Here is an 11,816-nt window from a genome sequence, read left to right on the forward strand (position 1 = left end):
CGTGGCGCAATTCTTCATCAACCGCCCGATCTTCGCCTGGGTGATCGCCATCGCGATCGTCCTGATGGGCGTCATCGCCATCCCGCAAATGCCGGTCGCCCGCTTCCCCAGCGTCGCGCCGCCGACGGTCAGCATCTTCGCCACCTACCCCGGCGCCACGCCGCAGACGCTGAACGACAGCGTCGTCTCGCTGGTGCAGCGCGAGCTGTCGAGCGTGAAGAACCTGCTCTATTTTGAAAGTTCGGCCGACACTTCGGGCTCGGCAACGATCACCGCGACCTTCCGTCCCGGCACCGACCCGGAAATGGCGCAGGTCGATGTGCAGAACCGGCTGAAGACGATCGAGCCCCGCCTGCCGCAGGTGGTGCGCCAGACCGGCGTCACGGTCGAGTCCGCCTCCTCTGGCTTTCTGATGATCGTCAGCCTGTTGTCGGACGGGCGTCAGGATGAGGTCGAACTGGCCGATTACATGACCCGCAACATCGTCGACGAGTTGAAGCGCATTCCCGGTGTCGGGCGCGTCCAGAACTTCTCTGCCGAGCGGGCGATGCGCATCTGGATCGATCCGGCCAAGCTGGCGGGATATGGCCTGACCGCAACCGACGTGACTGCGGCGATCGCCGAACAGAATGTCCAGATCGCCCCCGGCTCGCTTGGCGCCGAACCGACCGCCAATGGCCAGCGCGTGCTGGTCCCGCTGACCGCCGACGGACAGCTCAAGACGCCCGAGGATTTCGCCGGTATCATCCTGAAGGCCAATAGCGACGGGTCGTCGGTGACGCTGGACAAGGTCGCCCGCATCGAGCTCGGGCGACAGAGCTTCGGCAACGACACGCGCGAGAACGGCAAGGCGGCGGCTTCGGTCGGAATCCAGCTCACGCCCGGTGCCAACGCCGTCGCGGCGTCGAAGGCGGTACGCGCACGGATGACCGAGCTGGCCCGCGCGCTACCGTCGGGGATGAGCTGGTCCGCGCCGTTCGATACCGCACCGTTCGTCCGAATCTCGATCGAGAAAGTTCTGCACACCCTGGCCGAGGCGATGCTGCTGGTCCTCCTCGTCATGTACCTGTTCCTGCAAAAGGTCCGCTACACGCTGATCCCTGCGATCGTCGCGCCGATCGCGCTGCTCGGCACGATCGCGGTCATGCTGGCGAGCGGTTATTCGATCAACGTGCTGACCATGTTCGGCATGGTGCTGGCGATCGGCATCATCGTCGACGACGCCATCGTCGTCGTCGAGAATGTCGAGCGGCTGATGCATGAGGAAAAGCTCTCTCCCGCCGACGCCACGCGCAAGGCGATGAAGGAGATCACGCCCGCCATCATCGGGATCACGCTGGTCCTGTCCGCGGTGTTCATTCCCATGGCGCTGGCGGCCGGGTCGGTCGGCACCATCTATCGCCAGTTTTCGATGGCGATGGCCGTGTCCATCCTATTCTCGGCCTTCCTCGCCCTTACCCTTACCCCGGCTCTGTGCGCGACGCTGCTCAAGCCGCTGGACGCTGAACGACCCAAGAACCGCTTTTTCACCTGGTTTGATCGCCAGTTCGAGCAGGCGACGCGCGGCTATCAGGGCTGGGTCGCACGCCTGCTGAAGGCGAGCGGGCGGATGATGCTGGTCTTCGTCGCGATCGTTGGGATGCTGGCCATCGCCTTCGTCAACCTGCCGTCGTCCTTCATGCCCGAAGAGGATCAGGGCTATTTCATGACCAGCTTCCAGCTGCCCGCCGATGCCACCGCCTCCCGCACGCTGACGGCGGTCAAGGCGCTCGAGCGGCACATGGCCACTCGCCCCGGCGTCGAGACCACCGAGGCGATCCTGGGCTTCGGCTTCTCCGGCTCCGGTCCCAATGCCGCGATGGTCTATACGATGCTGAAGGACTGGAAGGACCGCGACGGCACCGATGTGCGCAAGGAAGTCGCCGCCGCCGATGCCGCAATGGGCAGGGACGTGCATGAGGGACTGGTAATGAACGTCATGCCGCCCGCGATCGACGAACTCGGCACGTCATCGGGCTTCGCGCTGCGGCTGGAGGATCGGTCGGGCAAGGGCCGCCACGCGCTGTTCACCGCCCGCGACATGCTGGTCGCCTATGCCCAGCGCAGCCCCAAGCTGACCGGCGTCTATGCCGAGGGGCTGCCGTCTGGGACCAGCGTTAGGCTCGACATCGACCGGGCCAAGGCGCGTGCACTCGGCGTGGCGTTCAGCGCGATCAGCGACATGATCGGCACCGCGCTCGGCAGTAGCTATGTCAACGACTTCCCCAACAAGGGCCGGTTGCAGCAGGTGATCGTGCAGGCCGAGCCGGCGCACCGCATGAACCTGGACGACGTCATGAAACTTCGCGTCAAGAACGCGACCGGGGGCACCGTCGCGCTGGCCGAGTTGGTCACGCCGGTATGGAGCAATAGTCCGCTTCAGCTCTCCACGTATAATGGCTACCCTTCCGTCAGCATCACCGGAACCGCCGCCCCCGCGGTTTCCAGCGGCGATGCGATGCGCGAGATGGAGCGGCTGGCCGCCGAACTGCCGCCCGGCTTCGAAATCGAATGGACCGGACAGTCGCGACAGGAACGTGAGGCGGGGGCGCAGGCGCCGATGCTGCTTGCCCTGTCGATGCTGGTCGTCTTCCTGGTGCTGGCGGCGCTCTATGAAAGCTGGTCGATCCCGATGTCGGTGATGCTTGTCGTGCCGCTCGGCCTGATCGGCGCGGTGTCGGCGGTGATGCTGCGGGGCATGTCGAACGACATCTTCTTCAAGGTCGGCCTGATCACCATCATCGGCCTCAGTGCCAAGAACGCGATCCTGATCGTCGAATTCGCCAAGCAGTATCGCGAGGCGGGAAGCAGCCTGGTCGACGCCGCCATCACAGCCGCGCGGGTGCGCCTGCGCCCGATCGTGATGACCAGCCTGGCCTTCACGCTGGGCGTGGTGCCGCTGATGCTGGCGGGAGGTGCAAGCGCCGAAACGCAGCATGCGATCGGGACCGGCGTGTTCGGAGGGATGATCACCGGCACCGTGCTGGCACTGATCTTCGTGCCGACCTTCTTCGTGGTCGTGGTGGGGTTGGCCGAGCGCTGGCGCGCACGCCGGGTGAAGGAGGCATGACGATGCGATACCTGCCCCTCACCCTGTTGCTGGCGACCACCGCCTGTTCGATGACGCCCCGCCTCGCCCTGCCGCCCCCGCCGGTCGCCGAAGCCTATCCGGCGCCGAGCGGCACCGAAGCCTTGCCCGAATGGCGCGGTATGTTCGGCGATCCCCGGCTGGAAAGCCTGATCGCACTGTCGCTCGACGCCAATCGCGACCTGCGTATCGCTGCATTGAACGCCGAAGCGGCGCGAGCCCAGGTACGGGTGCAACGCGCCCAGTCGCTGCCGGGCGTCAATGTCGACGCGGGTTATACCCGACAGCGTCAGCCCTCGAGTGTCGCTGGTGCTGGCGTCGGCCTGTCCCCCGGAGGCGGAGCGACCGGTTTCGAATTCGGCCAGTTCAGCGCACAAGCCGCGCTGACCAGTTTTGAGATCGATCTGTTCGGCCGCCTGCGCGCGATGAACGAAGCGGCGTTCCACCGCTGGCTTGCCTCGGCCGAGGCCCGGCGCGCGGTGCGTCTGGCCGTGATTGGCGCGGTCGCCGATGCCTATTGGAACGAGCGACTGGCGGACGAGCAACTGGCCTTGACCCGCTCGACGCTGGCCGACTGGCGCGCCTCACGCGACATCACCCGGCTGCGCAGGCAATCGGGCCATGCGAGTGGTGCCGATCTGGCTCAAGCTGAAGGGCTGGTTCGGCAGGCGCAGGCCGATCTGGCACAGCGCGAGCGCGAACTGGCGCAGGCGACCAATGCCTTGACGCTGGCGGTCGGTGCGCCCCTGCCAAGCGAGCTGTTGCCCCCCACCCCGCTGATGGAGCAGCCGATCCGCACCGCGCTGGCGGCGGGGACGCCGTCCGACCTGCTGACCCGCCGCCCCGACATCGCGCAGGCCGAACAGGAACTGCGTGCCGCCAATGCCGATATCGGCGCAGCGCGTGCAGCCTTCTTCCCGCGCGTGTCGCTGACCGCCGCTTTCGGTTTCGCCAGTCTGGCGCTAGAGAGTCTGTTCCGGGGGGAGAACCGGTCCTGGTCCTATTCGCCCGCGATCAGCCTGCCGATCTTTCGCGGCGGTGAGTTGCGCGGCAATCTCGACCTCGCCCGACTGCGTACCTCGACCGCCGTCGCCACCTATGAAAAGGCGATCCAGACGGGCTTTCGCGAAGTCGCCGACGGGCTTGCAGCGCAGCAAACCTATGGAAAGCAGCTGACCGAGCAGCGTGCCGTCGTCACCGAGGCGGAGCATCGCGCCACGCTGACCGACCTCGCCTATCGCGCGGGGCAGACCAGCCGCCTGGAATTGCTCGACGCCCAGCGCGCAATCTACGCCGCGCGCCAGACCACCCTGATCGTTCGGCGCGATCAATTGACCGCCGCCGCCGCGCTCTACTGCGCGCTCGGCGGCGATACTGAAACCCAAGGGACGCTGCGATGAATCGCCGTGACCGCTACACGCTGCCGATGCGGCTGCTCCACTTGACGCGCGCTGCGCTGATCCTGGGGCTTATCGCGCTCGGCTGGACGATGACGTCGCTGCTCGACAGCACCGCCGCCAAGTTCGAATGGATGTATCCCGTCCACAAGGAATTCGGCGTACTGGCCTTCCTGATCGGCGCCATCGCGCTGATCGTGCGTCGCCGTTCCGCCCTGCCCCATCATCCCGCCGGGCTCGCGCGGTGGGAAGTCATGCTGTCGAGCATAGTGCAATATGCGATGCTGGCGCTGGCGATCGTCGTGCCGCTGATGGGCTATGCCATGTCCAGCTCGTTCACGCAGAGCGACGGCGTGCCGTTCTTCGTCACCGACCTGCCCGAACTCCTGCCGAAGAACGACCGCGCCTTCGCGCTGTTCGCGCTGGCGCACAAGACGCTGGCCTACACCCTGTTGGCGTTGGTCGTGCTGCATATCATGGGCGTTCTCAAGCACCGTTTCCTCGATCGAGGACGGGCCGCCGACGTGCTGCCTCGGATGCTATGAGCCGGACCATTCCAATGGAGCAGTTCCCGGCGGGTATGGACCCGGGGCCCGGCTGGCAATGGCACTTCTGGTCGATCTTCGCCGGACAGTCGCTATCGCTGATCGGTTCGGCGATGACGCAGTTCGTGCTGATCTGGTGGATCACCATTTCGACGCAGAAACATGGCGGATCGGCCTACAGGCCGGCTTGGTCGATACTCTGCGCGATTCCGTTCGGTGATGCGGCTTCGGGCTTCGGCAGCAACCGATCAAGTGCCATCCGCACGCGCTTGCGCGCGACCTGATACGCCTTGTGGCGGATGTCATCCGTTACTGGTCAGCAATTCCCATCAGCCGTTAAGCCGGTAAGAGCCCGACCTTGCGGTAGCTGGTGATCATCGCATCGAAGAGCGCGATGTCCGATCGGCCCCTCGCGAAAAGTTGGGCGCCCGCGACCGCTGCATAGATGGCGCGTGCCCTGACTTCGCTTTCACCGGGTTCGACGATTTTGGCGTCGATCAGCAGCTTGCCCAACCAGGCGACATTGACGTCGGCAAAGCATTGCACCTCCGCCTTCACCGGATCGGGAAGGTCGTCATATTCCGCCGCCATGAAGCTCGACAGGCAGATGCGGTTGTCGTTCGACAGCGAAGCCCGAAAAATCTCCGGGTAGCGGCGCAGGGCTGTGATCGCGTCAGGCGCCTCCCCCGAGATCGCGTCGAGTTGCGCGACCGTGTCTTCCCAATAGCGCCGCGCCACCGCCGCGCCGAGATCGGCCTTGGTCGCGAAATGATGATGGATGCTGGGCGCCTTGATCCCGACTTCGGCCGCGATGTCGCGGAAGTTGAGGCCGTTATAGCCGCGCGCCATCGCCATCCGCCGCGCCACGGCGAGCACTGCCTCCTTGGATGTTGAAACCGCCACTGCTCCACCCGTGTTACCAACCCGACCAAGTGGTAGATAGACCTTGACGCCCATCGCGCAAGCGCGCATTTACACTCCTACCGATCACTTGGTAGGTGCATTTATGACACTCCAGTCGCCGCTCCCCACGAAGCTTCGCCTCTTCACCTCCCCCTCGGCGTTCCCCAATCCCCAGCGGCTGCGCATCTTCCTCCACGAAAAGGGCATTGCCGACCGCTTCGAAGAGCGGGTCTACGATATGTCGCCGGTGGGCGAGCAGCGGCAGTGGAAGCATCTGAAGATGAACCCGTGGGGTGAAACCCCGACGCTTGAACTGGCCGACGGCAGCTTCATCTCCGAAACCGCCGCGGTCGTGCGCTATCTCGACCAGGCGTTTCCGGGCCGCCGGATCATGGGCGAGACGGCCGAGGAGCAAGGGCTCGACGCCATGTGGGACAACCGCATCTGGGTGCACATCCTTTACCGCATCACCACCGCGTTCCATGTCCTGCACCAGGGACTTGGTCCCAAGCTCGAATTGACCTCGAACCCGGCATGGGGCGAGCATTGTCGCAAGGAAGCGCTGGCGCACACCGCGCTGGTCGACCGGCATCTGGCCGATGGCCGCGACTGGCTGCTCGGCGGTGCGGAGCCGACCTTTGCGGACATCACGCTGGCGACCGCGATCGCTTTTTCCAAGTTCGAGGTGAACGCGATGCCGCTCGACGAACGCTATGAACATATCGATGCGTTCTGGCAGCGGTGGCAGCGCCGCCCGACCTTCCTCGCCGCCTATGCCGATCGGAGCAGCGGCGTGCCGGAACTGGATAACCGCCCGTAGCAACCGCTCGCCCCCAAATGCGGTTTGTGAGCGTTTGAGAGACACCCTGAGCCGGAGAGAAAAAAATGCTGTTCCACACGATGGTTGGATCGAACGACATCGAGCGATCGAAGCGCTTCTACGACAAGGTGCTGGGCACGCTTGGCGTCGGCGAACCTGCGCGGAATATCGCCGACAGCGGCCATACCCGGCTCATCTACAATAATGGCAACGGGACCAACTTCATCGTTAGCCAGCCGATTAACGACGAACCGGCGACCGTTGCGAACGGCAGTACCGTCGCCTTTTCGTGCAACTCGCCCGAGCAGGTGAAGCAACTTCACGATATGGCGGTTGCCAATGGCGGCACCTCGATCGAAGCCCCGCCCGGCCCACGTCAGACTGCGTCCATGGGTACGATCGAACTCGCCTATTTTCGGGACCCCGACGGTAACAAGCTTTGTGGGATTCATTTCCCGAAATAATCGGGCGCATCGTATAATGGCCTGACCGTGTTGCCCGTCCCTGTCGTGGGCGGGCAACGCTTGGTCGATCTGCCGCGATGAGGATCAGGCGAAACCGCCTGCCAGGTCGATGGGTCTGGTCAACCGCAGCAATGCTTATGCTTCTTACCCGATCCGCAAGGACATGGGTCGTTGCGGCCGATCTTCGGCGCCGCAATCGCATCCACGACGATCGGCGTCGCCTCGCGGTCACGCGCCGCGTAGAGGCGCTGGACCGTATCCGTAAGCTCGGCGACGGCACGATCCTGGAAAGCGTTGACTTCGACGCTGTCGAGCTCGCTTTCGCCTCGCGCGATCGCGATCAGCGCTTGAAGTCGGTGCCATGGATCGGTCCATTCGGCAGCGGCGGCCGCCCCGCCCCAGGCGTCTGGCCGCAACGCGATGGCGTCGGAAAAGCCGTCGACCCAATATTCCCACAGAACCTCGCCATCCCGCTCGTCGACATCGAGGATCGGCTGCAACTTGCCACGGGACAGATCGCGCGCGATCTCGTCGCGTCGCGCCGCGACTGCCTTGACGAACCATTGCACTTCGAGCGGGTCCTCGAAGGGTGGGACGCCATCGGCCTCGACGCCCCATATGACCGTCATCCATTCATCGACGGGGATCGGTTCGGGACAGACGATAAGCCCGGTAAGGAAACCGTCGAGTTCGGTGAGCAGCATCGGCTCTTCGACCGGAAGTTCCGCCAGCGCGCCATCGAGCCGCCGGAAGCGGGACGGCATTTTCCTCACAGGCTGATACCGCGTCGGCGCATCTGTTCCTCCGCTATGGCACGCAGCGGCGTCGGATCACCCCTGATAAAGATGTCGGCGAAGTCGAGCAGATCATCATCGCCCAAGGCCGCCACCGCCGCCTCGATGGCGGCAAGGCGCCGAAGGTCGAGTTCCGTCTGGGTGGCGAGGCGCTTCATGCGGGTCTTGAGCATCACCGTCCGTTAACAGGATCGATCGCATTTGGCAGCGCCCGATCGCCTGGCAAGCGCGTTGCAGGTAAGATCGGTCGACACTTCCGCCCGCCACGGCGAACTGATCCAATAGCGCTCATTGCCCCCGAAAGCCGAATGGCGCGGACCTGACCTTGACGGATATCGACCGAATGCCGACGTCCATCCGCGACAGGAGACGTATGATGGTAGAAGCACGATGGAACGGCGTACGGATTGCCCAGAGCGACGATACGGTGATCGTCGAGGGCAACCATTATTTCCCCGTGCAGAGTGTAGACGCCGCGCTCCTGCGACCGAGCAGCATGACGACCATCTGCCCGTGGAAGGGAACGGCGCATTATTACAGCCTGAACGTCGCGGGCGCCGACAATCCCGACGCCGCCTGGTATTATCCCGATCCCAAGCCCGAAGCCGAGAACATCCGCGGACGCATCGCCTTCTGGAAGGGGGTCACGGTTAGCTGACCCGAGTTGCACCGTATCCTGCTTACGGCGATATGGTCCTCCGTGTCGGTGTAGTCGGTCAAAAATCGTACGTTGGCCCGATACACCGGGTCGAACGTTGACCGCCCCATGAAAACGATCCGCTTTCCGGACGGGACGACCGTCCCCGCGCTTGGCCAAGGCAGCTGGATGATGGCGGAAGATCCCGCCCGTCGGTCGGACGAGATCGCTGCGCTGCGCGAGGGGCTGTCGCTCGGCCTGACCCTGATCGACACCGCCGAGATGTATGCCGATGGCGAGTCCGAACGTCTGGTCGGCGAGGCGATCGCGGGGGTGCGCGACGAGGTGTTCCTCGTCAGCAAGGCCTATCCCCAGAATGCCTCGCGCGACCGATTGCCGCGAGCTTGCGAGGCGAGCCTCGACCGGCTGGGTACCGACCGGCTCGACCTGTACTTGCTGCACTGGCGCGGCAACGTGCCGCTGGCCGAGACGGTCGAGGCAATGGATCGGCTGGTCGCGACGGGCAAGATCTTGCGCTGGGGCGTCAGCAACCTCGACGTTGACGATATGGCGGAACTCGTCGCCAGTGGCGGCGAAGGATGTCAGACCGACCAGATCCTCTACAATCTTACCCGGCGCGGCCCCGAATATGATCTGATCCCATGGCTCGCGCAGCATCAGATGCCGGTCATGGCCTACAGCCCGGTGGAGCAAGGCCGCCTGGTGGCCCATCCCGGCCTTGTCCAAATGGCTGGCGAGTGCGACGCCACGCCCGCGCAACTCGCTCTCGCCTGGCTGCTGACGCGGGACGGCATCCTCCCCATCCCCAAGGCCGGGTCCGTCTCCCATGTGCGGGACAACCGGGCGGCGTTGGACCTCACACTATCCGAAGCCGAGCTACGACGCCTCGACGACCTGTTCCCGCCGCCACGCGCCCCCGAACCGCTCGCGATGCTCTAACCGCGGATGAAGTCGAGGAACGCGCGCAGCGGCGGCGGCACGAGACGGCGACCGGAATAATAGAGGAACGGGCCGGAAAAGGACTGCCACCAGTCGGGCAGCACCGGTTCGAGCGCGCCGCTTCCCAACGCTGGCGCGAGCCAGTCCTCGAACAGGTAGATGATCCCTCCGCCCGCCACCGCCACATCGACCAGCAATTCCACCGCACCGGCGACACCGGCGATCAACGGCCCTTGCGGCTCTATCCGTACGATCTCACCATCGCGCTCGAACTCCCACGGGCTGGTGAGCGCACCGCTGCTGAACCGGCCGCGCAGACAGGCATGGTCGAGCAGGTCGCGCGGGTGGTCCGGCCGCCCGCGCGCATCGAGATACGCCGGTGCCGCCGCCGTCGCGAAGCACTGAACGCGCGGGCCGATCGGCACCGCGATCATGTCCTGCTCCAACCGCTCGTCATAGCGGATGCCCGCATCGCAGCCCGATGCCACCATATCGACGAAACCATCCTCGGCGACGATCTCGACCTGAATATCTGGATAGGCGGCGAGAAAGCCGGGCAGGATTGCCGGCAGCACCAGCCGCGTCGCGCTGACCGGCACGTTGAGCTTGAGCGTCCCCGCCGGCCGGTCGCGGAACAGATTCACGACATCAAGCGCCGCCTCCACCTCACCCAGCGCTGGTGCCAGACGTTCGATCAGCCGGGTCCCCGCCTCGGTCGGTACGACGCTGCGCGTGGTGCGATGGAGCAGCCGGACGCCCAACCGCGCCTCCAACCGCCTTACCGCTTCGCTCAGCGTCGAGGCGCTCGACCCGACGGTGCGCGCAGCGTCGCGGAACCCCCGCGCCTGCGCGACCGCCAGGAACGCATTGAGATCGGCAAGGTCAGCCTTCATCGTTCGGTTTTCCGTACAGCCCGTGCGGATCACTCCGGCTTATCGCTATGATCCGCAAGCCGTATCTCGGTGCCAGCACAGGAGATAAGATGATGACGATCGATCAGGCAGGCACCTATTCCTTCGCCGGACGCGCCGTGAGGCGGCTCGGCTATGGCGCGATGCAGCTCACCGGTCCCGGCGTGTTCGGCCCGCCGCGCGACCATGATGCGGCGCTCGCCGTGCTTCGCGCCGCTGTCGAGGCTGGGGTCAACCACATCGACACCAGCGACTTCTATGGCCCGCACGTCACCAACCGGCTGATCCGCGAGGCGCTGTCCCCCTACCCCGACGACCTGCTGATCGTCACCAAAATCGGTGCGCGGCGTGGTGACGATGCATCCTGGCTGCCCGCGTTCGCGGCGGACGAGCTGGCCCGTGCGGTCGAGGACAATCTGACGAACCTCGGGCTCGAGACGCTCGACGTCGTCAATCTACGCCTGATGTTCGATGTCCACGGGCCCGCCGCAGGATCGCTCGCCGCGCCGCTAAACGCGGTGGCGGATCTCCAGCGCCAGGGGCTGGTGCGGCATATCGGCCTCAGCAACGTGACGCCGACACAGTTCGAGGAAGCCCGCGACATCGCCGCGATCGTCTGCGTGCAGAACCAGTACAACCTCGCCCACCGCGACGACGATGCCTTTATCGACGCGCTGGCGGCGGAGGGTATCGCCTATGTCCCCTTCTTCCCGCTTGGCGGGTTCAGCCCGCTCCAGTCGGCGGCACTCTCCGACGTGGCGGCGCGGCTCAAGGCCACGCCGATGCAGGTGGCGCTCGCCTGGTTGCTCCAGCGCTCGCCCAACATCCTGCTGATCCCGGGCACCTCGTCGGTCGCGCATCTCCACGAGAACCTCGCCGCGGCATCGCTGACGCTGCCGGAGGATGCGGTGGCCGAACTCGATGCGATCAGCGGGTGATCAGGCCGGTTGGTTGGCGAGCACCGCGTCGAGCAGACCGGGAAACCGCCGCTCGAATTCGGCGCGGCGCAGCGTGTTGATCATTTCACGGCCAGCCTGCGTCGTCTCGATCAGTCCCGCCGCGCGCAGCAGCTTCAGATGGTTGGACAGCGTGCTCTTCGGAATGGACTCGCACGGCGCGGCATCGGTGCAGCTCAGCCGTTCGGTCTCGGCGAGCCGCGCCACCATGGCCAGCCGATTGGGATCGGCCAGCGCGTGCAGCGCCAGATCGAGCGGAACGTCCTCCAGCCGGGGGTGAGTGAAGCGGGCCATACAACCCA

General features: G+C 65.3%; 14 protein-coding genes. 9 read left to right on the forward strand and 5 right to left on the reverse strand.

Annotated elements, in window-relative coordinates:
- Window position 1: 1 nt before the first annotated feature.
- The 4 genes from AC1GI4_RS03195 to AC1GI4_RS03210 are packed head-to-tail and all read left to right on the forward strand — an operon-like array spanning window position 2 to window position 5,353.
- Window positions 2–3,109 (forward strand): multidrug efflux RND transporter permease subunit, encoded by a 3,108-nt coding sequence (locus AC1GI4_RS03195; RefSeq protein WP_479628522.1) that lies wholly within the window; start codon window positions 2–4, stop codon window positions 3,107–3,109.
- A 2-nt stretch (window positions 3,110–3,111) separates the two neighbouring features.
- A complete protein-coding gene (locus AC1GI4_RS03200) occupies window positions 3,112–4,527 on the forward strand; it encodes an efflux transporter outer membrane subunit (RefSeq protein WP_479628523.1) in 1,416 nt (471 codons plus the stop codon).
- Window positions 4,524–5,069 (forward strand): cytochrome b, encoded by a 546-nt coding sequence (locus AC1GI4_RS03205; protein ID WP_479628524.1) that lies wholly within the window; start codon window positions 4,524–4,526, stop codon window positions 5,067–5,069. Before AC1GI4_RS03200 ends, AC1GI4_RS03205 begins: the two co-directional genes overlap by 4 nt.
- Complete coding sequence (locus tag AC1GI4_RS03210; RefSeq protein WP_479628525.1) at window positions 5,066–5,353, forward strand: hypothetical protein; 288 nt, start codon at window positions 5,066–5,068, stop codon at window positions 5,351–5,353. Before AC1GI4_RS03205 ends, AC1GI4_RS03210 begins: the two co-directional genes overlap by 4 nt.
- A 52-nt stretch (window positions 5,354–5,405) precedes the next feature.
- On the opposite strand, the gene AC1GI4_RS03215 is transcribed toward AC1GI4_RS03210, so the two are convergent.
- Window positions 5,406–6,041, reverse strand: coding sequence for a TetR/AcrR family transcriptional regulator (locus AC1GI4_RS03215; RefSeq protein ID WP_479628526.1), 636 nt, complete (start codon window positions 6,039–6,041; stop codon window positions 5,406–5,408).
- Between the two features lie 34 nt (window positions 6,042–6,075).
- Between AC1GI4_RS03215 and AC1GI4_RS03220 the strand changes: the two genes are divergently transcribed.
- Window positions 6,076–6,792, forward strand: coding sequence for a glutathione S-transferase family protein (locus AC1GI4_RS03220; protein ID WP_479628527.1), 717 nt, complete (start codon window positions 6,076–6,078; stop codon window positions 6,790–6,792).
- 65 nt (window positions 6,793–6,857) lie between these two features.
- Entirely contained in the window at window positions 6,858–7,256 is a 399-nt protein-coding gene (locus tag AC1GI4_RS03225; RefSeq protein WP_479628528.1) for a VOC family protein, read from the forward strand.
- Window positions 7,257–7,375: 119 nt separating this feature from the next.
- Here the strand turns inward: AC1GI4_RS03225 and AC1GI4_RS03230 are convergent, their stop codons facing one another.
- Both AC1GI4_RS03230 and AC1GI4_RS03235 read right to left on the reverse strand, forming a co-directional pair.
- Window positions 7,376–8,020 carry a UPF0149 family protein gene (locus tag AC1GI4_RS03230; RefSeq protein WP_294269386.1) on the reverse strand — a complete coding sequence of 215 codons (645 nt, stop codon included), beginning with the start codon at window positions 8,018–8,020 and terminating at the stop codon, window positions 7,376–7,378.
- Window positions 8,021–8,025: 5 nt separating this feature from the next.
- Complete coding sequence (locus AC1GI4_RS03235) at window positions 8,026–8,208, reverse strand: hypothetical protein (protein WP_294269383.1); 183 nt, start codon at window positions 8,206–8,208, stop codon at window positions 8,026–8,028.
- A 218-nt stretch (window positions 8,209–8,426) separates the two neighbouring features.
- Between AC1GI4_RS03235 and AC1GI4_RS03240 the strand changes: the two genes are divergently transcribed.
- Together AC1GI4_RS03240 and AC1GI4_RS03245 are read left to right on the forward strand one after the other, a co-directional pair.
- Window positions 8,427–8,708: a DUF427 domain-containing protein gene (locus AC1GI4_RS03240; RefSeq protein ID WP_294269380.1), complete on the forward strand. Its 282-nt coding sequence runs from the start codon at window positions 8,427–8,429 to the stop codon at window positions 8,706–8,708.
- A gap of 108 nt (window positions 8,709–8,816) precedes the next feature.
- A complete protein-coding gene (locus tag AC1GI4_RS03245) occupies window positions 8,817–9,647 on the forward strand; it encodes an aldo/keto reductase (RefSeq protein WP_479628529.1) in 831 nt (276 codons plus the stop codon).
- Here AC1GI4_RS03245 and AC1GI4_RS03250 read toward each other — a convergent pair.
- Entirely contained in the window at window positions 9,644–10,540 is an 897-nt protein-coding gene (locus AC1GI4_RS03250) for a LysR family transcriptional regulator (protein WP_479628530.1), read from the reverse strand. The genes AC1GI4_RS03245 and AC1GI4_RS03250 overlap by 4 nt on opposite strands.
- A gap of 89 nt (window positions 10,541–10,629) precedes the next feature.
- Here AC1GI4_RS03250 and AC1GI4_RS03255 point away from each other — a divergent pair, with 89 nt between their 5' ends.
- Window positions 10,630–11,496, forward strand: a complete 867-nt coding sequence (locus AC1GI4_RS03255) for an aldo/keto reductase family oxidoreductase (RefSeq protein ID WP_479628531.1) — start codon at window positions 10,630–10,632, stop codon at window positions 11,494–11,496.
- Here the strand turns inward: AC1GI4_RS03255 and AC1GI4_RS03260 are convergent, their stop codons facing one another.
- Window positions 11,497–11,808: an ArsR/SmtB family transcription factor gene (locus AC1GI4_RS03260; RefSeq protein ID WP_479628532.1), complete on the reverse strand. Its 312-nt coding sequence runs from the start codon at window positions 11,806–11,808 to the stop codon at window positions 11,497–11,499.
- Window positions 11,809–11,816 lie beyond the last annotated feature (8 nt).

The sequence above is a fragment of the Sphingomonas sp. 77B genome, assembly GCF_056497825.1.

Excerpts from the sequence above, each read along its gene's own strand:
- AC1GI4_RS03235 (WP_294269383.1), bottom strand. The coding sequence starts at position 8,208 with ATGAAGCGCCTCGCCACCCAGACGGAACTCGACCTTCGGCGCCTTGCC.
- AC1GI4_RS03200 (WP_479628523.1), top strand. The coding sequence starts at position 3,112 with ATGCGATACCTGCCCCTCACCCTGTTGCTGGCGACCACCGCCTGTTCG.
- AC1GI4_RS03260 (WP_479628532.1), bottom strand. The coding sequence starts at position 11,808 with ATGGCCCGCTTCACTCACCCCCGGCTGGAGGACGTTCCGCTCGATCTG.
- AC1GI4_RS03210 (WP_479628525.1), top strand. The coding sequence starts at position 5,066 with ATGAGCCGGACCATTCCAATGGAGCAGTTCCCGGCGGGTATGGACCCG.
- AC1GI4_RS03215 (WP_479628526.1), bottom strand. The coding sequence starts at position 6,041 with ATGCGCGCTTGCGCGATGGGCGTCAAGGTCTATCTACCACTTGGTCGG.
- AC1GI4_RS03255 (WP_479628531.1), top strand. The coding sequence starts at position 10,630 with ATGATGACGATCGATCAGGCAGGCACCTATTCCTTCGCCGGACGCGCC.
- AC1GI4_RS03240 (WP_294269380.1), top strand. The coding sequence starts at position 8,427 with ATGGTAGAAGCACGATGGAACGGCGTACGGATTGCCCAGAGCGACGAT.
- AC1GI4_RS03230 (WP_294269386.1), bottom strand. The coding sequence starts at position 8,020 with ATGCCGTCCCGCTTCCGGCGGCTCGATGGCGCGCTGGCGGAACTTCCG.
- AC1GI4_RS03220 (WP_479628527.1), top strand. The coding sequence starts at position 6,076 with ATGACACTCCAGTCGCCGCTCCCCACGAAGCTTCGCCTCTTCACCTCC.
- AC1GI4_RS03205 (WP_479628524.1), top strand. The coding sequence starts at position 4,524 with ATGAATCGCCGTGACCGCTACACGCTGCCGATGCGGCTGCTCCACTTG.
- AC1GI4_RS03250 (WP_479628530.1), bottom strand. The coding sequence starts at position 10,540 with ATGAAGGCTGACCTTGCCGATCTCAATGCGTTCCTGGCGGTCGCGCAG.
- AC1GI4_RS03225 (WP_479628528.1), top strand. The coding sequence starts at position 6,858 with ATGCTGTTCCACACGATGGTTGGATCGAACGACATCGAGCGATCGAAG.
- AC1GI4_RS03245 (WP_479628529.1), top strand. The coding sequence starts at position 8,817 with ATGAAAACGATCCGCTTTCCGGACGGGACGACCGTCCCCGCGCTTGGC.